The sequence below is a fragment of the Chryseobacterium sp. SORGH_AS_0447 genome (genome assembly GCF_030818695.1).
Lineage (GTDB): Bacteria > Bacteroidota > Bacteroidia > Flavobacteriales > Weeksellaceae > Chryseobacterium.
On record NZ_JAUTAR010000001.1, the window covers coordinates 3,072,962 to 3,098,020 of the forward strand.

Consider the following 25,059-nt stretch of genomic DNA (forward strand, 5'->3'; position numbering starts at 1 on the left):
TAACACTTAATTTTTGAAAATAATGCGGATGTTCCCGATTTTTAAAAATACTTACTGTGGCAAATTGATGATGAAAAAGGTGTAACAGGATTTTTTTACGCGAAGATCTATTTTCTTTATGCATACGATTAAGGAAGCAAAGCTAGATCGGCAAGCTGATCTGATGAAGCGGTGGTTTTAATTTAACCGTAAAAATTACAAAAGATAGGCTTGCTGATTACCAGGTCTGCTCCATAGGAGCAGTATGTGTGTAGGATGAATAAAAAAAACAACCGAACTCCGGAGAAGTTCGATCGTTTTCAACTATTGATAAGATGGCACTCCTACAGAGTGCTGTTTCCATTAAAATTTCCCCCTGCTACACAGATGGTATTCCTACGGAATACTGCTTTTCTGAATGATCAGGTCTGATGTTTTATGATACATAACAGAAAGCAGCCCCGATTCCTGATTTTTATCTGCTGATGGAGACCTAAACTGAACTTATCATTTAATCTTTATAAATGTTGATCTGCTTAAAAGGTCATGTTTCAACCGCTCCTGTAAACAATAAAAAAATAAATGATCGCAGTTTCATAAAATACAGCTAATTTAAGCCCATGAAAATTGTCAGCAATATTCATGAATACCAAAAGCCAAATCCAACTATGAAATCCATTATCCTGATCTTATCTTTAATCACCTCTACCCTTTCTGCCCAGCTGAGTACCTTTTCTGACCGTGACCTTTATGAAATGGGAAAAGTCTGGGGATTGATCAAATATTATCATCCTGCCGTTTCCCAGGGAAAAACAGATTGGGATGCCGTTTTATTGACAAGTTTCCGCCAAGATTCAAAAGCAGGAACCGATCGGCTCATAAAAAACTGGCTGAATACCGCGGACGAACAGAAGTTTGATAAAATTCCTAAGCAGGAGAGCGAATGTGACAGCATTACTCTCCGGAATTTTAATGCTTCATGGATCGAAAAATTAAGAAAAGTGAGCCCTGAGAATAAAAACCGTCTCCTCCATCTGGTTAATACACCCGAAAATGTCGGCAGCTTTTATTCCAATACAGCTAAAAGCGGCATCTATTTCAGCAGTGCCAATGAAAAAGTGTACGGTACTTTTTCAAAAGACGTTAAAATGCTGGATTTATTCAGGATCTGGAATGTGGTTGAATACTTTTATCCTTATAAATATCTCCTTGACCATAACTGGGATGATATCCTGAAAAAATACATTCCTTTATTTAAAAAGATCAACAATGAGAAAGATTATGAATCGGCAGTGATGCAGCTGGCTGCTGAGCTGCAGGATACCCATGTCGGAATTGAAAAGACCTATCAGTATAATGTAGTGGGAAAGCTTTCTTCGCCTTTCATTTTTCAGATGGTTAACAATGCCGTGCTCATTACAGGAAGTAAGGATGACGCCAAAATGAAGAAAGCTGGTCTGGAAACCGGCGACCTGATTACTAAAATTAACGGTAAATCTATTCTAAAAAGCATAAAGGAAAAGTCGAAATATTTTGCCTTTTCCAATACATCCGTTGAACTGCGTGAGGCATACAGTTACCTTTTCAGCGGGGATGAGGAAACCTTCGTAGTGGAAGGAGTTCACAAGAACGGGGAAAACTTCCGGACCACCGTGGAACGGATGAACCGCATTTTTAACAATGAATGGGATAAAGACGGAATCCCGGATCTTCACCTGGTGTACAAAGGAAAAACCTATAACTATTTAACTTATAATGAGAAAGAAAGCCGCCTGAACCCAAGCTTCCCCATCGATGATAAAGTGTATTTCGAATTTGCATCATTGAAGGGAGCAGAAATTCCTGCCCTGATGGAACAATACAAAAATACCAAAGGGATGGTTTTTGACCTGCGCGGCTACAATGACAATGGTTCCCTGCTTAAAGTGTTTGATTATTTACTCAGCAAGCCTGTTGTTTACGGAATAAAAACCCAGCCCAATTTCACTCAACCGGGTAGATTTTGTTTTGTAGACAATATCGTGAATAAAGAGTATAAGTTTGCAGGAAAAGAGAATCCTGATCCATACAAGGGACAGGTGGTCGTCCTTATCAATGAACATACCGTAAGTGCGGAGGAAATGTGGGCCATGGTTTTCAAGAAAGTCCCCAATGTTATTTTTGTAGGCAGCCAGACCGCAGGAGCCGACGGCAATAAAACATCTATAAAACTGACTGACGGCAATAAGATCATTTTTTCTGGACTGGGTATTTATTATCCGGACGGAGGGGAAACCCAGCGTATTGGTATAAAACCGGATGTCGTAGTACGTCCCACGATCCAGAGCACCCGCAACAAGGAAGATCTTCTTCTTTTAAAAGCACTGGAACTGATTGATCAGAAAAAATAAATCAGCACCTGGTAAATCGGACTTCCATTGAACCTTATTAATGAACTATAATGTTTGATAAAGCTAAAAAAACCTCACAGGTTTTAAAAACCTGTGAGGTTTGAGTACCAATAAACAAAGCCACCGGTTATGGTGGCTTTGAAGTATAAAAAATAATCCTGATTTAAATTTACTGTTTAATAAACTTTTTCTGAACGGATTTATTTCCGGATTGGGAAATTTCCACCAGATACATTCCTGCAGGAAGATGGCCGATATCGATACGGTTTTTACCGGAACGTAACGTCGTTTCTCTGATTACCAGACTGCCTTTGGCCTCGAATACGGAAGCTGCGCCCGAAGTTTTCAGGTCGATGAAAATTTCATTCCTTGCCGGACTTGGATAGAGGCTTGGTTCGTTCTTATCGGCAAGAAGATTTTCGGTAGCCAGTGTCGTAAAGCTTAACGGAAGGACTGATGCCGTGTAGGTATTTTCCTCGGTAAGATACGCTCTGAAAGGATTGATCATCGGTTCGCTTCCTGCTGCTACTTTAGAGAATTGCGGTGTTCCGTTGACGGTCTGTAAAACATAGCTGTTGGCCGGAACTTTAATGGTGTTGTATACCCCGTTCATCTGGTTGACGGTGATGGCTTTCGGCGTGGAAACATTTCCGGTTCCCTGGAAAGTAATGGCTCCGGTAGCATTCACCAATACCGGTGTATTCGCCGGAATGATTCCGGTGGTAATCGCGGAACAGCTGATTCCGGTAGCACTTGGCATCAGCTGATAAACGCTCACGCCGGACGGAATTGTAGCCGTGAAAGGCAGAAGCAGCATTTCAAATCCGTTAAACGTACGGGAATACGACGCTGCCGCAGACGTAAAGGTAAACGGAACCTGGAAATCTTTACCCTGATCTGAAAGAACGAGATTAGAGGCAGCGGTTCCGGAGATCACATTGTTGTTTGAAGAAGTTACCGAAGCCGGTACATAATAAATGCTGTTGGAATTGGCACTTATCGGCTGCCAGTTATTGGCAGAGGTTGTTCCTGTCGTATTCCTGAAATCCACCGAAGTGTAATAGCCGTTTTCGAGGGCATCCATCAGGTTGCTGTCGCCATCGGAATAAGAGCCTGCAAATTTGGAAGCCACTTCGTTGCCTACATTGAAATAGACGTCGCCTAAGTTCAGCGTCAGCACGGAACTGTAATTGGAATTGCGGATTCCCAGAATGCCTTTACAGCCGTCGGTCAACACCTGTCTTGAAATATCCAGCGTAATATCGAAATTGCCGCCTGCCGGGAAGGTGATCTTTCCGTAATTGTAAGATTTTGTAAGCCCCTGGCTGTTGATGTAATACAGCGTGGTATTATCGGAATAACTCTGCCCTGCCGTAGTGAAACTGTTTACATGCAGCACCATTTTGTTGTAGCGGTCGTTAAGCTGCAAATAGCCGTTGGCTGCCGTCATGTTGTTGCTGATCAGCGGGCTGGCGTTGGAGAAGGTAGCCGTTGTATTGCTGATGTTGTACCCTGTTCCGAAAGACGAATTGGTCGTCGTCATGGTTTCGATCTTGTTGTACCGGATATCGCTTCCGGTCATCTGGGAAACCGGTCGGTCGGCACTTTTGTTGAAAACGAAAGTCATCACACTGGAAGCATTGATGGTAACGCCCGGACGGAACGTCTGAGCCATTGTGATAGGCGTGGTGGCCATATTATTCTGCGCATCGGTCAGCACTTTGGTTCCGGAAGTGGAATAAAACGGAAGATCCACTTTCAGGTTATAGGCATTGGCTGATGGATTAATGACCATCAGCACGACCTGGTTCCCATCCAGGGAAATATAGGAAGATCCCTGCAGGGTGCCGGTATTATCGCCCCAGGTAGCCGCGATCCTTGTTTTCCCGGTGGTATATTTGGCATAATGGGAAAGAATGTAGCCTCTTTTTGTCATTACGCCGGTGGTGGTTCCGTTGCTTCCGTCGCCCATTAGCGCATAATACCGTTTGGCAGCGTAATGGATCCAGGCATTCACGTTTCCGAGCATGGCATTGTTGATGCTGGAAGCGAAATTAAAAGCATCCAGGTTCCAGCTGAAATCGCGCGGGGTCGCGTTGGAAGGATTCCAGTTGATCAGGTATTCGGTCTGCCAGATTTCTTTGTTGTTGTTCTGAAACTGCTTGTAAGCAGACTGCATCAGGCCGTACTGGTGCCCGCCATAGACTTCAAAATTATCCATGGTCGCCTGGTTGAGCATGGCATTGGCGAAATTGTCTGTAAAACCTACGCTTTCAGGAGCAATCACTTTACAGTTGATCAGCTGGCCGTAGTCCCGTACGAAATTGGCAATCTGCGCCGGTGTCCAGATGCATCCTTGGTATTGCGCCATTTCGTCAGGCTCGTTCTGGATGGAAATATAATCCAGGTTTACGCCATTGTTCTGCAGGTAGGTAACAAAACTGTTGAGATACAGGGCATAATCCTGATAATTGGCCGTTTTAAGATAACCGATCTGCTGTACGCCGTTAGCGTCGGTATATACCGCGTTCACATGGTTATTGGTTTTCCAGGCTGCCGGCATGGTCCACGGACTGGCGAAAATCGTTAAGCCCATCGACTTGGCGAGCTGCGCTGTTGCCAGTACCGAACTCCAGTTGTTGCTGTCTTCCGGGATGTAGAGTCTCATAATGTTGTAGCCGGCCTGGCTGTTGGCGCCCCAAAGGGTCTGGATTTCCGAAGTCGTCATGTGGTTGTACCCGAACTGCGGGCTGCAGACAAATCCGCCGAAGCCCGTAACTTTCTGGTAAGTAGTGTTTTTGTTGATTCTTACCGTGGTAAGCTGTCCGAACGCGTTAATTCCTGTAAGCAGGGAAACTGCCGTGAGGACGATCCGCTGAGCAAGTTTTTTCATATTCTTATTGTTTTAGGTTAAAGCTTCAGCAAGCTGCCGAAGAATAGTTCATTTTTAATCCGAAATGACAAACCGTTAAGTGCTGTCACTAAGAAAACTTCCTGGCTGTCAAAAGCCAGGCTGAAATCGTTCAATAAAGTTGTGGGAAATGTTCCTTCCGTATCTTATTAGGATGCGTTTAAACCGTATTTAGATACGGAAGGCAGAGAAGAGTCATGTATCCATAGTATTCTGTTTGTCTGGTTCGTGTTTGTATATTATTTTCAGTGAAGTCATTGTATTTCAGAAAAGCTTTATTGGATGGACCCCTACATTATCAGAACAATCACCATGGTAATGAATCATAGGTGAAGAAAAACATGCCCTGCATCAAAAAAATTCAATAAGCCTGAAATGATATTCTGTTATGAATAAAATTTCATATTCCGTTTAAAACAAATATAACATTCTATTTGAAATAAATGTATAAATTACACTTTATTTTTTAAAACCTTTATAGCCTGATATTTAACCTGTTAAGATTAAAATGTATATATCTGAAAATCAAAATTATAAATATCATAAGTATAATGATTTAAATTTCATACATTCTGCTTTTGAAACCACATTACAGGTCATTTTCACCACCAAAAGTCTTATTTTAATGAAAAAAAATTAACCAAAAACAGGGTCTGTCTCCATAAATCAGGCAAGACCTGAAATACTTTGTCGGATTAAGAATGGATGTACAGGATGAGCATTAAGCGGGATTATCTGTCCGGGATTTTATTATTCATTTAATGAAAAGCAATCATCAAAAAAAACTTCCATCAAATGACTTTAATAGAAGCTCGTTTTAGTTAAATTTAAGATCTGCTGAAATTGGTAGTTACAGCTTAATTCTAAGCGGTCTTTTCCTGAAACGGATCGACGCTTATTTCAATCATCAATTGTTCAAAGTAAAAATAAAACCCGAATGTATTCCTGATTTTCCTGGGTTCGGCTTCCAGTTTCAGACTTTCTTCCTCTTTGAGTTTGTTGTACAGTTCCCAAACCGCTTCTTCATCCGGCTGATAAAATCCGATATGGAAATTCTCCGGATATTCCGGCACTTCTTCTTTCTTATTCAGGACCTGTCCCCAAATAACCAGGGCGAAGTTATGGTCGTTTTCCAGTACGGCCATTTTGCTGCTGCGGTTGACAATCAGGCGAAACCCTAAACAGTGGGTAAACAGATGCACGGCCTGATCTACCTCTTTCACGACCAGATTGATATGATTTAAATTCATAATTTCTTTGGTTTGATTAACAAGACAAAATTAGCCCTTAGGCATCATGCTCAATTGGATAAATCGGTCGTTTTCGTTTTTGTTTAAGATGGTGGGCCTTACGCCTGTGAATTTTTTGACTTCCCGGATAAAATGGGACTGGTCCCCGTAATTCAGTTCCGGGTAAAAATCACCTTTTTTCAGCTGTTTCAGGGAATTTGAAAAACGGATCATGTTGAGGTATGATTTTAAGGAAACCCCCAGCCAATGATTGAAATACCGGTTGATCTGCCGGCTGCTCCAGCCTGCCTGTTCGGATAATTCCTTTACGGTAGTCGCTCCTTTCGAGGAATAAATCAATTCAAACAGTTTGCGTTTGCGGGGATCCACTTCTTTTGTCAATTGCAATTCAATACGGTTGCACGCTTTTTCGTAAAAGTGTTTAAAATCCGAAAGATCTTCTGTACAGAATCCCCAGTAATCGCCGGAAAGCTTCTGCCTGTTGTTTTTTAAATCTGCAAAGGACCGTTGAAAAATATATTCAGCGGCTATCGGGTGAAAACTTATTACCCCCATGGTCGATTTCGGAAAAGGCGGCTTGATCACCGGACCGGTAAAGATGCCGGATATGAATATCTCAAAACTTCCGTCCTCCATGGCTAAGAATGCTACATCTATTTTTCCGTCCGGCAAAATCATGCTTCCATCCGTTTCCTCCTCATGATATTTCATCATCCAGATGCTTTCCACGAGGTCTTTCAGTACGCCATCAGGTTTCAGTGAGGCATATTCCAGTTGATTTTTTGTTGAGTGTATCATAATCAGGATGTTTTTAAGGACGATGAATAATTTATTTTAACCCGTTTTGTTTTTGGCCCAAATTAATTGCTCTTTTTCGCTTTGTCTTTTAAAGACTGAAGGTGTTTTTCAGCATCAAAATCTTTTGCGGTTCCACTGTCGATTCCTTTCTGAATTGCATCTTTGAGGATTTGAATTTTGTTTTCTGCGCTTTGTTTCATTTATTTATTTTTAATAGGTTTGGTGTAGGATATTATCAATAGAAATGGGCTTTAGCCCATTTACCCTACGATGTATCATAATCGGCTTTAGCCAAAACCTATCATAATTTGGCTAAAGCCGGATTTTAACAACATTCTTCACATCGGGCTAAAGCCCAATGTCATTAAGTTAAGGTCTTATAGATTTTTTTTATAGTTTTTAGTGACCTTTGGTTTCGCTCTGACTCTGTATTTTAAAATATTCCTTTTAAAGGATCTTTTGGGCCTGACGGGGATCATATGAGAAGCAAAAAGAATTTTAAGCTCTGCCACCATATCCTCTTTTTTTACATTGCTAAAGAGCAGATTCAAAATTCTGTTTTTCATCAAGCTGTAAGAAAGGGAAGTATTGACTTTGTATCGGTACTTCTTTTTCGTATCAACTTCATTAAGCTCCTGTTCGAGTTCTCTGACAATAAGGGTCTGTATATTGCTTACAAGCAAAGTAGAATAAAAATCCTGTAAGATGCTGTTGTTTGAGTAACCGGAAAATTCCTCCAGGTGAAGCTTGTTTTTGATTTCATCAAAATAGGTTTCTATGCCCCAGCGTTCAAAATATAGGGCTTTGAAAATCTCCGAAGGATAACAAACCTCATCTAAAAGAGAGGTTGCAAGAACTTCGATGGTGCCATTATCCAGTACGACACGCAACAATCTTACCTTAAAAGTATAGTCTCTACCATAATCTTTTCCTGACAGATCTACGTTGGGAGAAGGCTTAAAGTCTGTTATCATACAGGATATTCCGCTTTTGACGAAATCTTTTATGGTTTGATTCAAACCTACTTTTACGCGCATAAGGTAGTTAAGATTTCTTTTGTGATGCTGATAAAAGAAATCAAATGAAGCAAAACCACGGTCATATAGCAGCAGATCATTATGGCAACAATGAGCCAACAGCTCAAGAGCCTGTAAACGCTCATCAGTATCTATAGAAGAAAGTACTCCTTTTAAACAGATTTTATTGATCGTATCATACAGTACGCAGGCTTTGGCCTGTACGCAGGTATGAGAAGTCTGGTTTTTGGATACACCATAAATCTCTTCCAGCTCTGGGGTTTGGGGTAGATTAATTCTCGAACCATCAATAGCCAACAGACGAAGACCATTGAATTTGGTCTGTACTGCAGAATTATCTGTATAGAATTCTTCCACAAGCCGCTTGTTCAGATGAATAAAAACCTCGGGCTTTATCTTTTTTCTGTTCTGTACGTATGCACTTTTTGTAAAAGTATTCTGTGTCTGGCCCAAAGATCTTATATAGTGAATGAAATTTACAATCTCACAGGACAGGCTTTTGGTAATGAAGTTGAGCATAAACAAAAGCGTATTTGAAAAGCTTAACTTCCTTTTGCGGGTGAAATCTCTGCTACTCATCCTGTATTCATTACAAATAGCCACGCTGTGGATTTCCTCCTCCAATGATAATAAAATATCTGAAACATTTTTTTTGCATAATAAGAAAATGAAAGATTAAATCTCAAATTTAGCAAAAACATAACACTAAAAAATACTAACTTAATGACATTGGGCTTTAGCCCGACGCTATTGATAATACATTTAGCACATTGGTAGTTAAATATTTTAAAGTTACCGAATTTTCCGGTTGAATTAAATTGCATATTAAAATTACCAAAAGAAAAACCACCGGAAAAATTCCGATGGTTTTACATTTTATAACATTATTTTCCGGTGTAATCGCTTTCCGGGGCACCGAGATAGCTTGGTTTCAGTCCGCCGGTATCGATCAGGATTTTCTCCAGTACGATTCCCGGTTCCAGCACCCTGAACCGCAGCGTATGCTTTCCGGGCTGTGCAATCTGGTGTTTGGTGATCGATCGGATGATGTGTTCCGACTGCCATCTTCCCAATTCTCCTTTATAATGGCCGTTGAAATTCACCACCTGCGGAGCTTGCCCATCGAATGAGATTTCGTAGCGTAATCCTTTATTGTGATTGAAATTCAAGGTTGGAGCCAGCAAGAGTTGTACTTCAAATTCACCTTTGGACTCGAAATTCATATCGTATTCCAGATACACATTTTCGTCAGCTTTCGGATAAGCATTTTGCGGAAAAGTCGTTACGCCGGATTTGGTTTTTCCGAAATCGGGAATGACTTCCCAATGGATACGATCCGAATTATGCATCCGGGCAAAATCTTCCGCTTCTATCGAAACATAGCCGTTCTTCTCCTGAAAAATCTTCTCTTTTGGAATATCCGCCTCGGAAATGTAAGTTACTTCAGGCATGATATTTTCCTTTCCGTCGGCCCAGGTTTTGTAACCGATCCGCATCTGATCCATCATGTGCTGCCATTTTCCGCCGGCCATCACATTGTTGTAATAGTTGTCCAGCTCAGCATTTCTTTCAAAACACTGTTTTACCTGATTGGCATATTGATTGGCTTCGGGATTTTTTTTAGCAGCCAGTTCCCTGTTTTTGGCAACGGCGTAATACATTTCGTACAGGTTGCTGCAAGCGTCAATCGGATACAATACCAGCTGGTAATAGGCATCCTGATATTCCGCCGGAATGTCCTGTTTCAAACGCAATGCTTTTAATGCCAAAGCGCGGTAATCATTGAGAACCGTTTCAAACTCGTTGTAATTCTCGAGGCTGTAGGTTTTCCAGTTCAGGGTTTCAGGTGTTACCCGGCGGTTGTATTTTGCGTAAGTATTGATCATTTCCGCAATTTCTTTCGCGTGTTTTTCACCGAACTGCTGAGCCGACCATTTTTCGGTATACTGGAACAGGTTATTGGCATTGAACTGTTTCGGGTTCCAGGCCATGTCCAGGAAAAAGCTGATCGGGAATTCCATCGGTTTCAGGTCACCGACATTCACGACCCAGACCTTATCCACTTTATGCTCGTAAGAAAGGTTCATCTGCTCCCAGACGCGCTGGATCGGACTGATGTTGATCCATTTGGAGTTTCTCGGTCCGCCCACATAATCGAAGTGGTAGTACATTCCGTAACCGCCTTTGTGCAGTGGTTTGGAAAGGTCCGGAAGTTTTCTCACGTTGCCCCAGTTATCGTCGCAGAACAGCAGAATCACATCGTCAGGAACGCGCATTCCTTTGTCGTAATAATCCTGAACTTCTTTGTACAACGCCCAGACCTGCGGTGTTCTTTCCGGTTTTTTCCCGGTGACATCGGAAATGATCTTCCGTTGGTCTTTCACGATTTTCTCAAGTAATGAAATATTGGTACCCTCTCCCATCGCTTCATCACCGTCGCCCCGCATGCCTACCGTTACCAGCTTTTCCCAATTCCTGCTTCTTTCCAATCCGGATTTCCAGAATTTTTGCAGGACCTCAGCATTTTTGGAATAATCCCAGACATTCGGCAGGTTGTTTCTCTTGATGTACCGGTGCCAGTCGGTCTGCGCCAGGGCCATCGGTTCATGGTGGGAAGTTCCCATCACGATGCCCATTTCATTGGCCAATGGTCCGCTCAAAGCATCATCGTCATAAAACGCTTTCCCCCACATTGCCGGCCAGATGTAGTTGCCTTTCATCCGCAGGATCAGTTCAAAAACTTTCTCGTAAAATTTGGAGTTGATGCCGCCGAAAGTGGCTCTGGCCCAGCTTCCTAATGAAGGTTCTTCATCGTTTAAGAAAATCCCGCGGTATTCAACGGCAGGCTCTCCGTCGGTATAGATCCCTTTTTTAAAGTATAGATTTTCCTTTTTCGCAACCGGAACATCCGCCCAGTAATACCAGGGCGAAACGCCGATCTGCTGCGACATTTCATAGATGCCATAAATCGTTCCCCGTTTGTCGCTTCCCGCAATCACAATCGCTTCGGAAACACCGGGAAACGGATTGCTTATGTTTTGAATGATAAATTTCTCATTTTTTCCCATCAGGGATTTTCCGTCAATCTTCTTTTGCTTAATTAAAGCATCGATGGTCTTGCTCTTACCAGCCTCGCCGATGATGATCAGCATCCCGTTGACCCCGGAATTCTGGGAAATGAGATGAGGCTGAATGCCGGTGACTTTCTGGAAATCGGACTGAAGGTTCGCCACTGCACGGAGAATCCCTTTATCCGTATCGCTATCCGAAAACAGCGTCAGTCCTGAACTGCCTTCTTTTAACACCATCGAATTTTCCGTCTTCACAAAAGAAATAAACGGGTCGGCGGCTTTTACCATGGTCGTCAAAACCAAAGTGACCAAAAGAGAAAAATAGTTGAATATCGTCTTCATAATCGTTATTTATTGCGTATTTATTTAATAGATCGTTTAAACTTTTTATGTAATCACAAAGTCACAAAAGCTTTTTTGCACATAAGTCACATGAGATGAAGGTTAAAATATTACGGATATTTTAGACCACCTGAGAATAAAAATCTTTGATTTTTATTCTTTTGAGAACTTTCCATATTCTCATCATTGCGGTATTGTCCTTTGTAACTTTTGTGGTTAATTTTTGAAATTAGTTTAAATAGATTAAGTAATCAAACTTACCAGTCATCGGTTCTAAAGGGTGATGCCAGCAGACCTTCTGCATTTTCCAGATTCGCCTCTTCGGGATTGTTGCTCCATGCATACCGCACCGCTACCGGGTTTTTGATTTCCTTGCTGCTGACCACAACGGTATTGCCTTTGATTTTGGCTTCGGCCCAGACAAACTTTTTATCGCTTCCGGCAATGGCAAAATGTTTCAGCGCTCCATTTCTGCTTTTCAATCCTTTTCCTACGTTGTCGAATGAGAGGATTACCGTTGAATTGTCTACCTTCATCGACTTAAAAACAGGACCGCTGCTGACCAGCTTCTCATCGTACACCAGTTTCCGGGCAGCCAGGAATAGGCGCTTTGCCATATCCTTTTTATTGAGCGGATGAATGTCATTCCATTCCCCGAGATCATAATTCACGCTCATTGCCGTGTACGGAACGGCTTGTGAAGTTTTAAACTGAGCTTCACGGATTCCCGCCCATCCGCTAGGTGCGTTGGGATCGTTTGTTTTTTCCATAAAGTTGGGAAGCTGAACGAGTAAAAACGGCATCTGCTCCCATTGAAATACTTCCCGCCAGTTTTCAATCAGATTTTTCAGTAAACCTGCATAGTTTTCAGACTGACCGGCGTTGCTTTCCCCCTGGTACCAGATGGCTCCCCTGACTTTGTAGTCGCGGACCGGGTAAATCATCCCGTTGTACAATCCGGAAGGCGTATTCCGCAGGTTTTTCAGCTTTGATTTATAGTCTTCATCCTTACTCATATCCCGGCCGATGTTGTATTTCCACTCGCCTGTTAGATCAACCACAACACCGTCTCCTACGATCTTATAAGGCTTATCGGCAACGAATTCACCGTTCCCGAAGTTGGACGTCAGCTGGATGGCAATGGTATTTTTCCCCTGTTTCAATATTCCGCCGGGAATATCATATTTCCTTGGCGGATATGTGTATGAGGTGGCGCCTACGAATTTTCCGTTGACGAAAACCGAGTCACTGTCGACCATGACACCCAGGTACAGCCGGGCAAACTTACCGTTCATAGAAGCCGGAAGTTCAAAATTTTTCCTGAACCAGACGGTACCTTTCGCCTGGATGCCGTTGTCTTTCCATTTTCCGGGAACTTTTGCTTTCTGCCAGTCTGCATCGTTAAATTCCTTCTGATTCCAAAGATTCCTTCCTTTGTCGAGTTTTGAGGAATTGAGTGCGGACAATGCCTGCTTGTCAATCAGGTCATTGGGAAAATCCTTCAGATGCTCCTGGCTGACCCAACTCTGAATGGCCGAACCGCCCAAACTGGAAACCAGCATTCCCTGCGGAATTTTGGTATGTTCATACGCTTCAAGCGCGTAAAAATAAGCAAAAGCGGTCCAGTTCATCACTTCCGAAGCCGTTCCGGTGAACCATTTTCCACCGGGTGCAATGTTCTCCTGAACGGATTCCACATTGTTCTGAGTAGGGACTTTGAAGTACCTGATTTTATTGAAATCCGAAACATTGATTTCCGGGAAACGGTCGGTTAGCCGGGCAATAGGCGTTTCCATATTGGATTGTCCCGAAGCGAGCCAGACATCGCCCACCAGGATATCCCGAATCGTAATTTCATTGATTTCCATCACGAACGGACCACCTGCTTTCTGCGGTTTCAACTGTACAGACCATTTCCCGGTCTTGTCCGGCGAAGTATTGTAGGTTTCATTGCGGAACCTGATGGTAATGTTTTCGCCCTGATCCGCCCAGCCCCAGATTTTTAGCTCTACATCACGCTGCAGCACCATTTTATCACTGACCATATCCGGGAGTTTTATTTTCCCGAACACCAGCTGATGACTGAAAAAAATCAGAAAGAACATGTTAAAAGTCAGGAACGGTCTGAAATATCCGGTTTTCATTTTTAAGATTTATTTTAAATTGTAAATCAGGATTAATGAATAACAAATCCGCCTTTGGACTGGATTTCTATTTTTAATTCCCCGTTTTTATTGATGGTCACGGATTTCTCTGAAGTCATTCCTTTTGAGTCATCATTGATGAGTTTTACCGTCTTTCCGGCCAGCATCGGAAGTTTCAGCGTTAATTTCCGAGCGTTGTTTTCAGCATTTACGCCGGCAACATACCATTGGTCCTGATGTCTTCTGGCAATAACGGAATATTTCCCGGGATAGCCGTCGATGAAAACCGTTTCGTCCCACAAGGTCGGGATTTCCTTCATAAAATCAAGCTCGAATTTCGGAGCGTCCTCCAGGTTGTTCGGCATTACCGCAAATATCTGAACCGGGTTCTGGAATAATACCGCCGTAGCCAATTGGAAGCCGTCTGTCGTGTAACGTTTGTTTTTTTCTTTATTGGATTTGGTTAAATACTTGTTCAGGAAAGTTCCGCCGAATTCCATACTTCCGACCGTGTTCCGGATGAATGGGTGGAGTGACGCAAAAAAGGCTTCCTGCTTACGAACATCTTCTGAAAAATACAGCATTTCGGAAGCCAGAACGGCTTCACTTCCGGCATAATTCGGGTACATGACTTCCCAGCCTCTCGGTAAAGTGGCCCCGTGGAAAATGATGGTAATACCAAAATCGTTGGCATCGGAAAGAATGTCTTCATACAGGCGCATCGTTTCCTGTTTATCACCACCGAAGAAATCCACTTTCAGTCCTTTGATGCCGATTTCTTTCAGCCATTTCATTTCTTTTTTACGTTCGATAGCAGAGCTCATTTTATTCCTCGGACCCATCGGTGCATCATTCGCCGCTCCGTTGGAATTATACCAAAGCATAACGCCTACATTTCTAGATCGTGCATACTGAACGAGTTCCCTCATCCGTTCTTTACCGATATTTTTATCCCAAAGCGCATCCATCAGGATGAACTGGTAGTTCATGGCCGCGGCCAGGTCGATGAATTTCTTCTGGTCGTCGTAATTCATGCTGTTGTCCTGCCACAGGATCCAGCTCCAGGTCGATTTTCCGAAACCGTATTTTTGCGAAGGCGCATACATCGGCTCCACAACATCGAAAGGAACGGTGGTTTCTACAACCGGTTTCAAGGACTCACCGATAGTAATGGTTCTCCACGGTGTTGTTCCCGGCAGTGAAATGGCAGCACCGGTACTTCCGAAACCGTTGTTTTCCGCCATATTCGGGTACGCCACCTGGTAGAGATTCTTTTCGGATGTCGTATCGAGATGGGACGCACAGTACAGGCTGTTCACACCGGTTTCAGACAGTAAAATCCAGCCGTCGTTCCCGATATGGAACAGTCCCGGGAAAACGTAACCGTAATCCGCTTTTGTTCCCAGTTCCGCATCTGCTTTATAGCCGCTTTCATAGCTTGGAGCGGTTCTTGCGAAACCGGTCATCGGCTTCATCATCGGAGAAAGGAACGTCGTGGTTTGCGAAGGAAAACGGTATCCCGTTATTTCCGACTGTACCACGGCGCTTAAACGGTCTTTCATCGGCTGGAGATCATACCGGAAAGCGATGTTGTTGTTGCTCACCTGAAAATCTATACCAAGCTGGTATTGGTCGGCATTGGTAAAATGAATGGCCAGGGTATTGGCGTTGTAAGCCACCTGAGATTTTTTGATTTTTTCGTTGGTGTAGGTTTTTGAGACCCGGTCTGTTTTGCTGTCGGCAAATTTCAGGTTTTGGGAAAAATCCGATTCGTTGGTTACAAGGCCCAACGGGGATTTTTCCAGCATGGCTTTTCCCTGGAAGGTTACGTTGTACAGCGCCTTCCCGTTCTCCGAATAGACGCTCAGTTTCAGTTTTCCGTCAGGGCTCGAGACTTCGGCAACCTGCGCCTTCACGGTGTTCATCAGGAGAATACCCAGCGTAAATGATAGTTTTAAAAAAAGTTTATTCATAATCAGTTATTTTCAAGAAAAGTCCAGTAATCGAAAAATATCACATCCTTTGCTGCTTTCCCATTGAATATAAAATACAGGTCGTGAACCCCGGTTATTTTTTCTTTCAATTGGGTTTTCACGGTTTCCCAACGGTCGTCACCTCCGGTGAGCGGTACTTTTACCGTAGCAATCACCGGCCCGGTAAGGCTGTCCAGGCGGACATCCATCGTTACATCGCTGTTATGCGTAGTTCCTACCCTTGCGGTAAAACCCGCTGCTCCTTTTTTGCCGAAATCTACATTTTTTACCCGGGTGTAAGCGCCGCTTTTTTTAGCCTTGACAAACACACCGGCTTCTTTGTTCTGATAGGATTTTACGTTTTCCGACCAGGCGATGGTCTCAGCCTGGTTGAAGCGGTACGGATTCACGGAGGCAATGGCTTTGGTAATTCCATTCGTCATTTTGATAGGCGAAATAGAACCGTCTTTATTAAAATTAAGTTCTTCTATGCTTACCGACCTTGTAAACCCGCTTCCGCCGGGCAAGGCGCCGTTGTGATAGAAAAAGTAGGTTTTACCTTTGAAATCAATCACTCCGGGATGGTTGGTAAAGGATTTCCCTTCGGTGGGCATCACGATTCCGCCGTATTTCCACGGTCCCTGCGCGCTTTTGCTGGTGGAATAACCAATGAATTCAGGGAGCGGACCGCCCGGCCAGAAGAGATAGTACAGGTCTTTCCTTTTGTAAAGCCACGGTCCTTCCTCGTATTTGGTCGGTCTTTCCTGATTTTCTTTTCCGTCCCTCTTCCCAAAGGATTCAGCGGTCATCGGAACCTCCACAATATCGCCGGAATAGGAAATCATATCCTGATTGAGTTTTACATATTTCAGCTTCGGGTTCCCCCAGTACATGTGGGCCTGACCGTCATCGTCCACAAAAATGGTCGGATCGATGTCGCCCCATTCGCTCTGTACCAACGGTTTTCCCAGCGGGTCATGAAACGGCCCGAACGGACTGTCGCCCACTGCTACGCCGATCGCGCCTTTGTTATTGGTTTTGGACCACATCGGCACGTACATAAAGAATTTGCCGTTTCTTTCCACACATTGTGCCGCCCAGGCATCCCGCTTGGCCCAATCGAAATCGTTATAGGAAAGAATGGTTCCATGATCGGTCCAGTTCACCATATCGTCGGTGGAATATACTTTCCAGTCATTCATCGTAAACCACGTGGAATCGTCTTCATCGTGGGTCGTATAAACATACAGCCTGCCGTTATAGACCATCGGTGCCGGATCGGCAGTATAGTTGGTCTGGATGATGGGATTCTGGGCAAATGCATCCGCTGAATATCCGATCAGGAAGAGGCAGAGTATGGATTGTAGAGTCTTTTTCATATTTTCTATTTCATTGTTTATTGATTGAATACTGAATGTCTATTTATAACCACAAAAGTCACAAAAGCTTTTAATATATGAGACGCATTATATTTTTTAGTTTTAATTATTACGTATATTTTAGACCACATAAGATTAAAAAAATCTTTGATTTTTAAAAAACTTTGTGAGCTTATTTGAAGTATCATATTTAACTTTAACATACAGTCTGAATATCTTTTGTCACTTTGTGGTTAATATTCTGGTTTGTAAACCACCCCGTCAAAAATTCTTTGAATTTTCGCCGCCCCTTCAAGGGAGGGGAATTTTTACTCCGTTGATATTTAACATTTTACATTTCATTTTTTAATGTTCAACACATAAGTCACATAAGATTTAGTCTTAAGTATTGCATATATTTTTAGAACACATCAGATTAAAAATCTTTGATTTTTAAAAACTTTGTGAGCTTGTTTAACATATGAAATACATCTTTAATAATTGGCGTCACTATCTTTTGTAGCTTTTGTGGTTAAGATTTTTCTTTAATGGTTCAAGTCATCTTTTGGCTGCATTACTGAAAATCTTTGATTTTCTTCTTCTATGATCTAAAATACTCGCAACGCATAAAAATCTAATCTCATGTGTCTTATGTGTTAAAACTTTTGGTGATCAAATTCAGACGTTTCATTTATTTTTTCTGAAAGCTCCAGGAATCGAAGTTGAACAGCTTTCTTCCGGCGGTGATGTTTTTTCCCTGGAAGACAAAATAGACATCATGGATACCGGAAACCTGTTCTGATAAGTTTGCGGTTAAGGTTTTGAAGTCTTCCCAGCCGCCTGTTCTCGGGATTTCGATCTGGGCGATCTTGATTCCCTTTACATCATCCAGATGAACTTCCAGGATTCCGCCGTCGATTCCTGCGGCCACCGAAGCTGAAAATTCGGCAGGCCCATTGGTTCCGAAATCCACCGCCCTGACTTTGATGTAGCCTCCGGTCCGGATATCGGAAACATAGACCCCGGTTTTCTTATTTTCGGAAGTGCTGCATTTTTCCGACCAGGCCATGGTTTCGGCTTCGTTTTTCTGATATGGATTTAAGGTTCCTACAGGATTTACTCCTTCTTTGGTGATGGTGATTCTTGGGATGCTGCCATCGGCATTGTATTTAAATTCTTCGATGGCTGTTGCCCGCCCATAACTTCCACCGTTCGGCAATAAAGCATTGTGGTAAAACAGGTAGGATTTTCCTTTGTAATCGATGATTCCACCGTGGTTGGTAAAGCTGTTAGTCGGCTGATCGGTCATGATTTTTCCACGGTATTTCCATGGTCCGGTGGGCGAAGCACTGGTTGCGTACGACAGACATTCGGTTCTGTTGGTCATTCCTGCGTACATCATATAATACTGTTTGTTCCGTTTGTAAAACCACGGACCTTCCACATAAACATCTTCGAATTTTTCCTGTTTCTGCAAAACTTCATCGCTTTTTCCGGGCCGCCTGAGTCCGCCGAAAGCTTCCACCGACTGTGGAACTTCCGTGATGGGTCCGTTATAGGTGGTCATGTCTTTGTTCAGTTTAACGTAAAACAATTTGCTGTTTCCCCAATAGAGATAGGCCTGCCCGTCGTCATCCACAAAAGCCGTCGGATCGATATTGTCCCAGGTTCCGGTGGTTACCAATGGCTTCCCCAGCGCATCTTTGAATGGGCCGGTCGGGCTGTCTGAAACGGCTACCCCAATCGCCATATTGTTATCTACCGTCTGTGCGCAGATGTACCAGTAGAATTTGCCATTGCGCTCTACACATTGTGCCGCCCACGCCCGGTCTCTTGCCCAAGTGAACGATTCGAGCGAAATAGGAGACCCATGGTCGGTCCAGTTCACCATATCATCCGATGAATAGACATGCCACTTGGTCATCGTATAAAAATCGAATCCCGGCTGGTCGTCTCCCGTGTACAGATACATTTTACCTTTGTAAATCATCGGTGCAGGATCGGGTGTGAAATGCGTCTGGATCACCGGGTTCTGTGCAGAAACCACAGATCCCAGACTGCAGGCTATCAGGGCTAGTATTGTTTTTATATTATTCATTACCTATTATTTTAATTTTCTGACTTTTAAGCCAATTATATTTTACATTTTCAGGGTATTTAAAAATTCGTTCGCCGATTTAGCAGATTCAGCAGATTTTTATTATCATCAGATCTGCGTAATCACCGCAATCTGCGTGAGACCAGATTTTTTATTGATTCAGACCTATTCTTAATTATTTACATTAATTTGCTGCATTTACAAGGGTGAAATTACGGCAGCAAAACCGCCTCTCCTCAGTTCTTTCACGGTAACGGAATCTGCACTTCCGATGACCAGATCATCGGTCACCAGCTGCTTGTCGTGCTTTCCGTCTTTTATTATCCTTAGCTTGTACTTTTTATTCTTTTCTAAAAAATCAAATGTAATCAGGACATTTTTCTCGACATTTTCGCCGTTGATTCCGCCGATGTACCAATCCGTATTTTTTCTCCGGGCCATCACGACTTCTTTTCCGGGAAATCCCTGCAATAGTTTCGTTTCATCCCAGGCGGTCGGAACTTCTTTTAAAAATTGCTTCGGCGCATCCGGCAAGTCGGAGTAGCCTTCCGGCCGGTCCGCAAAGTGCTGCAGTGCAGATTCAAACAGAACGCTTAACGCCAGCTCATGGCCGTAGGAAGTAAGGTGCGGAAACTGTGAATTGGTAAAGGTGACCGGCGTGTAATCCATGGAGCCGACTACATTTCTGGTAAAAGGCAAAATGGTATTGTGAACCGGCGCGGTGGCGGTAAATTCAGGTCCGTTGTTGTACCATTCGGCACCACGGACGGCTTCGTAGGTCATGAGATTCGGGTAGGTTCTGGCCCAGCCTCTCGGAACCAGGCATCCGTGGAAATAGACCATCATTTCAAACTTCGCCGCATCTTCCAGAATATCCAGATAATACTGAATCATTTCCTGTTTTTCACTTTCGAAAAAATCAACTTTTACCCCGGCAACGCCCAGCTTTTTAAGTTTGGAAAATTCTTCTATCCTATTTTCATGATTGAGCATCCGGTCTTTCGGAGTGGACGCAACCCAAGTATGGTCGCCGCCGGAATTGTACCACATCAACGGTTTGACGCCTCTAGAATGAATATATTGTAACGCATCTTCCAGATTTCCGCCGTTGCCCATCGAATCCCATTCCCAGTCCAACAAAGTGTACGGCCAGTCCATGGCAACAGCCAGATCGGCAAATTCGCAGACCGTTTTGAAGTCTCTGGTCCCGTGGTTATCCGACCAGTAGTTCCAGGAAACCGCTCCCGGTTTTATCCAGTCTGTATTTTTGATGACAGAAGGCGGTGCCACGTCATCAACCAATGTGGAAGCGACCATATCATTGAGACTCCCGATAATGATCACTCGCCAGGGCGATTTCCAGGGAAAGGTAATTTTGGGTAATGATTCTCCTTTTCCGCGGCCGTCTTTCGGATCCAGAAAGGTTATTTTATATGTATTTTTATCAGCTCTGTTGCTCAGTTTAGAACCACAGTAATTTCCATCAACAGCCGATTCGTGCAATAAAAACCAGCAGTTCTTCTCTTTGGCCTGGAACAGAGCCGGATACCCCCATTCTTCCTGCTGCGTTTTATCGCCGGCCATCGCAGAATACAGGCCCTCATTGGCGGGATTCCATTTTTCGGTCCAGCGTGCGGTATCGTTGCCAACGGTGTAGGAAGTCAATTCCTCCAGCACGGTATAATTTCCTTTTTCGGAAAGCGAATACCTAAAAGCAATGCCGTCATTGTAAGCACGAAGAATAAGATTTAGCTTTTTCTTTTCTTTATTTTCAAAAGTAAACACCACTTCATTTCCTTCATTGTGCCTCTGAGAAGATTTCCCGTGAGGCATCGAATAATTTTCCTTTATTAAAAGCGGTTTCGACGTTTTTAATAATTTCATTTCACCAAAAGAATTGCCTTCCCAAAGAATCAATCCCAAATCAATTTTTGAAATAGCTTCTGTAATTTTTCCATTATTATTAAACTTCACATTCAAAAACCAATTTCCATTTCCGGTATTATTTGAATTGAAAACATTGACGATAATTTTATCATTCGGAGATTTTACCACCCAATTATTCGCTGAAAACCAACTGGAAAAACCCAGCAAAAGCATCATCAGAATTGCTTTTGAGAAAATGTTTTTTTCGATATGAGCTTTAATGCAATCCATTTTTTGATTTGGAATTTTAACTGAATTATTTTGAAATGAATTTGTAATAAGAAACGCCGTGCGCCGGAATATCTAAAGCCAGATTTTCCTTATCCACATTGATTTTCGAAATATCTTTCTGTCTCCAAATATCTCTCACCACCTGATTTCCTGAAATTCCCAATTTTTTAAAATCTTTGTAAGACATTTTCACTTTTTCCCTTCCGAAATTGGCAAAAGCCACCGCTTTTCCGCCGTCTTCAAGGTCTTTAACATAGATTTTCAGTTCGCCAACGGTGTCCAGGCACACACCCTGTTTTCCCAAAGCGTCCTGATTGACGGCAATTACCTCATCGTTGGTTAAAAGATTTAAAGTAAAATCATCCAGCTTTTCAAGGTCACAGCCGATCAGCAACGGTGCGGAGAAAATGCTCCAAAGGCTGATGTGGAGATACTGCTCATCGGGTTTCAGCTTGCTCTGGTGCGGATTTCCCCAGCCGACCACTCCTACGACCAGCATATCCGGATCATTCCGGTTGCCGGGTTTTGCGTACGGAGCGGCTTTGTCCTGCGCAAGCGCAATACTTTTCACGCTGGCCCAGGTATCGGTAATATCGTTGGTGGTACGCCAGGACTGGGCATGGGTTTCATCGCCCCATTTCCAGACATCGCCCATCCCGTACTGGCAGAGGTTGTAGACAATATCCCTCGGCTGTCCGTAGAGCAGGTCGCCCATCAGTTTAAATGGTTTTACCCCTTTATCCAGATCGCCGCCGCCGTTGAATGCCAGTGAAGGAACTTTGCTTGGGTCGTTATCCGGCAGACCGTCGATCACGCCGCCGTAGCTGCACCAGTCGTATTTCAGGTAATCGACGCCCCATCTGGCGTAGCTTTCGGCATCCTGTTTTTCGTATCCGTAGCTTCCGGCACATCCGCCGCAGGTCCAGGGTCCCGGAGAGGAATAGATCCCCATTTTCAATCCGTTGGCATGAATGTAATCGCCCAGGTTTTTCATATCCGGAAATTTGGAGTTGGTTAAAATATAACCGTCCTTATCCCGGAACTGCCCTTTGAAAGACGGGTCTTTCCCGTCGCGGTTGTATTGCCAGGAATCATCGACATTGATGTAATTCCAGCCGTGGTTAACCAGCCCGGTTCTCACTAACGCATCCGCTGCCCTTTTTACTTTGTCGGCAGATACTTCGTGCCCGAAACAGTTCCAGCTGTTCCAGCCCATGGTCGGTGTTAAAGCTATTTTGTCACCGCTTACTATTCTTAATTTTTTTGAAACTGAGCCTTTAGCATTTTTAGCTGATAAAAGGACTTCGTAGGTTCCTTTCGTATCTATTTTTCCGGTAATGATTCCGGTTTGAGAATCTATTGTTAAACCTTTAGGAAGGTTTTTCGCTGCAAAAGCCATCGGACGTTCTCCTGTTGCCGGAATCCTGAACAAAAAGGGTGAACCAGGGCGGACGCCGTAGATCGCTGCGGAATTGATCTTCGGTACAGCCGAAGGTTTAGGGGTTAAAATATAGGGTTTCGAGGCAATCGGGTTGAAGGTTTCCAACGTAGAAACGCCGGTGGTTTCAAACCGGGCATCCACCCAGTCGGCGTGGTCGTAATACGGGCCATTTCCGCCGTCTGCAACGACCAGTTCCAGCTGTTTGATTCCTTTTAACGATACCGAAACGGGTTTGGCTTTGTCGCCCAGATGCATAATGCCGCTTGACCAGAGTTTTTTGTTGTCGCCGTAAATTTCAAATTCCACTGCGGGCTCGTGGCCTTTCATTTCATCATCGATCCCGACCCATGCTGAAAATTTTGTGACTTTTCCGTTTAATCTAATCAGCAAAGAACTTTCGGCGTGGGTTCCGAAACCCCGGTCAAACATTTTGCCGGCAATCGTCAGTTTTTTACCGTCCACAGACGTATTGATTCCGGGTTTCCCGTTTCCCTGCGTGGCAACGCTCAGGTCCAATTGGTCTAACCAGATGGTTGTTTGTGCATTTAAACAGCATCCGGCAATGAGAAAGCTGAGAACAAAAAGTTTAAATCTGAACATTTTTAAAATTTTTACCAATGATTAATACAACTCATAACAATATGTTTTGGCTAAAGCCCTACGCGTTATTCTCTGTGTTAAATGGGCTAAAGCCCATTTCTATTGATATTCCTGAATTCAACATTAATTTTTATTAAATTTCCACCAATCGAAATAGAAAAGGTCTTTTTCTCCTTTAAAAACAAAATAGAGATCGTGGACGCCCTTGATGTTTTTAACCGGTGTTTTGATTGTTTTAAAAAAATCGCCTTCTGCTTTTCCGGTTACCCGGACGGTTCCTAAGAGCGGTCCGTCAACAGCATCGGTATGGATTTCTATACTGCCGCCGTACAAAGCAGCTGCGGAGACTTCCACAGATTGGGTTCCTTTGGAAAAATCCACGCCCTGCACTTTGAGGTAATCGCCATTATTGACGGATGAAATTACGATCCGGTCGGTAATTTTCTTGCCGGTATCATAGGGATTGTTCCTTTCCCATTCGGTCATCTGCTCTGTTTTCAGGCCTTCGCTGAAGGCAATGGTTTCGGCCTCTACCCTGTTGTACGGATTGAGGGTTGCTATTCTTTTTACGCCTTCAGGATTCCAGAACGGCAGCTTTTGGATGGTGCCGTCGGCATTGTATTTCATTTCACTTACGCAGACCGAACGGCGTTCGTAATGTTTGCTCATGGTCTGTTTTCCGATGTTGTAATTGAATCCGAAAACATAGGTTTTGCCTTTGTAATCGATGATTCCCGGATGGTTTCCGTTGGAACGTTTATCGCTGTCCATGATCATTCCTTTGAATTCCCAAGGTCCGGTCGCCGATTTTCCCATCGCATAACCGATTCCTTCGGGACAACAGGTTGAGGCATACGCCATATAATATTTCCCGTTTCTTTTCCATGCCCACGGCCCTTCCTGGTAATGAAATGGATCAGCTGCCCCTTTTACTTTCGCAATGGACGGATCTTTCACGACATCGCCTTTTACCGAAATCATATCTTCATTCAGCTTAACGTACCAAAGGTTGGGATTTCCCCAATAGAGATAGGCCTGTCCGTCATCATCGATCAGCACCGTCGGATCAATATCATCGGAGGAATTTTTAACCAGCGGCTTTCCGATCGGATCTTTGAAAGGACCGTACGGACTGTCCGCCACCAACACGCCGATTCCGCGTTGTCCCGGCATCGGGCAATACATATAGAATTTTCCGTTTCTTTCAATGACTTGGGGAGCCCAGGCTCCGTTTTCGGGATCGGTCCATTTAAAATCTTTCAGGGAAGCCACAACGCCGTGATCGGTCCAGTTGACCATATCCGTAGATGTGTACAGCAGCCAGTTTTTCATTTTGAATCCGAAAGCATCGTCTTCATCGTGGCTGGTATAAAGGAAAACCGTGTCTTTGTAAACCATCGGCGCAGGGTCGGCAGTGAATTTGGTCTGGATGATGGGATTCTGGGCAAATGCGGCCTGGAAGCATCCGAACATTATGGTTAAACTTAAAAATTTCATTGTCATACTTTAA

General features: G+C 43.5%; 14 protein-coding genes. 1 reads left to right on the forward strand and 13 read right to left on the reverse strand.

Annotation, left to right across the window (positions count from 1 at the left end; translation table 11 throughout):
• Positions 1-599: 599 nt before the first annotated feature.
• Complete coding sequence (locus QE422_RS14130; protein WP_307459610.1) at positions 600-2,369, forward strand: S41 family peptidase; 1,770 nt, start codon at positions 600-602, stop codon at positions 2,367-2,369.
• A 169-nt stretch (positions 2,370-2,538) separates the two neighbouring features.
• Here the strand turns inward: QE422_RS14130 and QE422_RS14135 are convergent, their stop codons facing one another.
• From QE422_RS14135 to QE422_RS14195, 13 genes are all read right to left on the reverse strand, one after another.
• Positions 2,539-5,262, reverse strand: coding sequence for a T9SS type A sorting domain-containing protein (locus tag QE422_RS14135; RefSeq protein WP_307459613.1), 2,724 nt, complete (start codon positions 5,260-5,262; stop codon positions 2,539-2,541).
• 881 nt (positions 5,263-6,143) lie between these two features.
• Positions 6,144-6,530 (reverse strand): VOC family protein, encoded by a 387-nt coding sequence (locus tag QE422_RS14140; RefSeq protein ID WP_307459616.1) that lies wholly within the window; start codon positions 6,528-6,530, stop codon positions 6,144-6,146.
• A 30-nt stretch (positions 6,531-6,560) separates the two neighbouring features.
• Positions 6,561-7,328 carry an AraC family transcriptional regulator gene (locus QE422_RS14145; protein ID WP_307459618.1) on the reverse strand — a complete coding sequence of 256 codons (768 nt, stop codon included), beginning with the start codon at positions 7,326-7,328 and terminating at the stop codon, positions 6,561-6,563.
• Positions 7,329-7,390: 62 nt separating this feature from the next.
• A complete protein-coding gene (locus QE422_RS14150) occupies positions 7,391-7,528 on the reverse strand; it encodes a type II toxin-antitoxin system ParD family antitoxin (protein WP_307459622.1) in 138 nt (45 codons plus the stop codon).
• A 177-nt stretch (positions 7,529-7,705) separates the two neighbouring features.
• A complete protein-coding gene (locus tag QE422_RS14155; protein WP_307459625.1) occupies positions 7,706-8,944 on the reverse strand; it encodes an IS4 family transposase in 1,239 nt (412 codons plus the stop codon).
• A gap of 305 nt (positions 8,945-9,249) precedes the next feature.
• A complete protein-coding gene (locus QE422_RS14160; protein WP_307459627.1) occupies positions 9,250-11,778 on the reverse strand; it encodes a glycosyl hydrolase 115 family protein in 2,529 nt (842 codons plus the stop codon).
• Positions 11,779-12,035: 257 nt separating this feature from the next.
• A complete protein-coding gene (locus tag QE422_RS14165) occupies positions 12,036-13,922 on the reverse strand; it encodes a sialate O-acetylesterase (protein WP_307459630.1) in 1,887 nt (628 codons plus the stop codon).
• 32 nt (positions 13,923-13,954) lie between these two features.
• Entirely contained in the window at positions 13,955-15,895 is a 1,941-nt protein-coding gene (locus tag QE422_RS14170; protein WP_307459632.1) for a glycoside hydrolase family 97 protein, read from the reverse strand.
• 2 nt (positions 15,896-15,897) lie between these two features.
• On the reverse strand, positions 15,898-17,274 hold the full coding sequence (locus tag QE422_RS14175) for a glycoside hydrolase family 43 protein (RefSeq protein WP_307459635.1): 1,377 nt from the start codon (positions 17,272-17,274) through the stop codon (positions 15,898-15,900).
• A gap of 670 nt (positions 17,275-17,944) precedes the next feature.
• Positions 17,945-19,351 (reverse strand): glycoside hydrolase family 43 protein, encoded by a 1,407-nt coding sequence (locus tag QE422_RS14180; RefSeq protein ID WP_307459638.1) that lies wholly within the window; start codon positions 19,349-19,351, stop codon positions 17,945-17,947.
• A 198-nt stretch (positions 19,352-19,549) separates the two neighbouring features.
• Positions 19,550-21,508, reverse strand: a complete 1,959-nt coding sequence (locus tag QE422_RS14185) for a glycoside hydrolase family 97 protein (protein WP_307459640.1) — start codon at positions 21,506-21,508, stop codon at positions 19,550-19,552.
• Between the two features lie 25 nt (positions 21,509-21,533).
• Positions 21,534-23,549: an NPCBM/NEW2 domain-containing protein gene (locus QE422_RS14190; protein ID WP_307459642.1), complete on the reverse strand. Its 2,016-nt coding sequence runs from the start codon at positions 23,547-23,549 to the stop codon at positions 21,534-21,536.
• 123 nt (positions 23,550-23,672) lie between these two features.
• Positions 23,673-25,046 (reverse strand): glycoside hydrolase family 43 protein, encoded by a 1,374-nt coding sequence (locus QE422_RS14195; RefSeq protein WP_307459647.1) that lies wholly within the window; start codon positions 25,044-25,046, stop codon positions 23,673-23,675.
• Positions 25,047-25,059: the final 13 nt, after the last annotated feature.

Bases quoted from the DNA above. Each gene is read 5' to 3' on its own strand.
- QE422_RS14175 (WP_307459635.1), bottom strand. From the start codon at position 17,274: ATGAAAAAGACTCTACAATCCATACTCTGCCTCTTCCTGATCGGATAT.
- QE422_RS14190 (WP_307459642.1), bottom strand. From the start codon at position 23,549: ATGTTCAGATTTAAACTTTTTGTTCTCAGCTTTCTCATTGCCGGATGC.
- QE422_RS14170 (WP_307459632.1), bottom strand. From the start codon at position 15,895: ATGAATAAACTTTTTTTAAAACTATCATTTACGCTGGGTATTCTCCTG.
- QE422_RS14155 (WP_307459625.1), bottom strand. From the start codon at position 8,944: ATGAGTAGCAGAGATTTCACCCGCAAAAGGAAGTTAAGCTTTTCAAAT.
- QE422_RS14185 (WP_307459640.1), bottom strand. From the start codon at position 21,508: ATGGATTGCATTAAAGCTCATATCGAAAAAAACATTTTCTCAAAAGCA.
- QE422_RS14180 (WP_307459638.1), bottom strand. From the start codon at position 19,351: ATGAATAATATAAAAACAATACTAGCCCTGATAGCCTGCAGTCTGGGA.
- QE422_RS14160 (WP_307459627.1), bottom strand. From the start codon at position 11,778: ATGAAGACGATATTCAACTATTTTTCTCTTTTGGTCACTTTGGTTTTG.
- QE422_RS14145 (WP_307459618.1), bottom strand. From the start codon at position 7,328: ATGATACACTCAACAAAAAATCAACTGGAATATGCCTCACTGAAACCT.
- QE422_RS14165 (WP_307459630.1), bottom strand. From the start codon at position 13,922: ATGAAAACCGGATATTTCAGACCGTTCCTGACTTTTAACATGTTCTTT.
- QE422_RS14130 (WP_307459610.1), top strand. From the start codon at position 600: ATGAAAATTGTCAGCAATATTCATGAATACCAAAAGCCAAATCCAACT.
- QE422_RS14140 (WP_307459616.1), bottom strand. From the start codon at position 6,530: ATGAATTTAAATCATATCAATCTGGTCGTGAAAGAGGTAGATCAGGCC.
- QE422_RS14135 (WP_307459613.1), bottom strand. From the start codon at position 5,262: ATGAAAAAACTTGCTCAGCGGATCGTCCTCACGGCAGTTTCCCTGCTT.
- QE422_RS14150 (WP_307459622.1), bottom strand. From the start codon at position 7,528: ATGAAACAAAGCGCAGAAAACAAAATTCAAATCCTCAAAGATGCAATT.
- QE422_RS14195 (WP_307459647.1), bottom strand. From the start codon at position 25,046: ATGAAATTTTTAAGTTTAACCATAATGTTCGGATGCTTCCAGGCCGCA.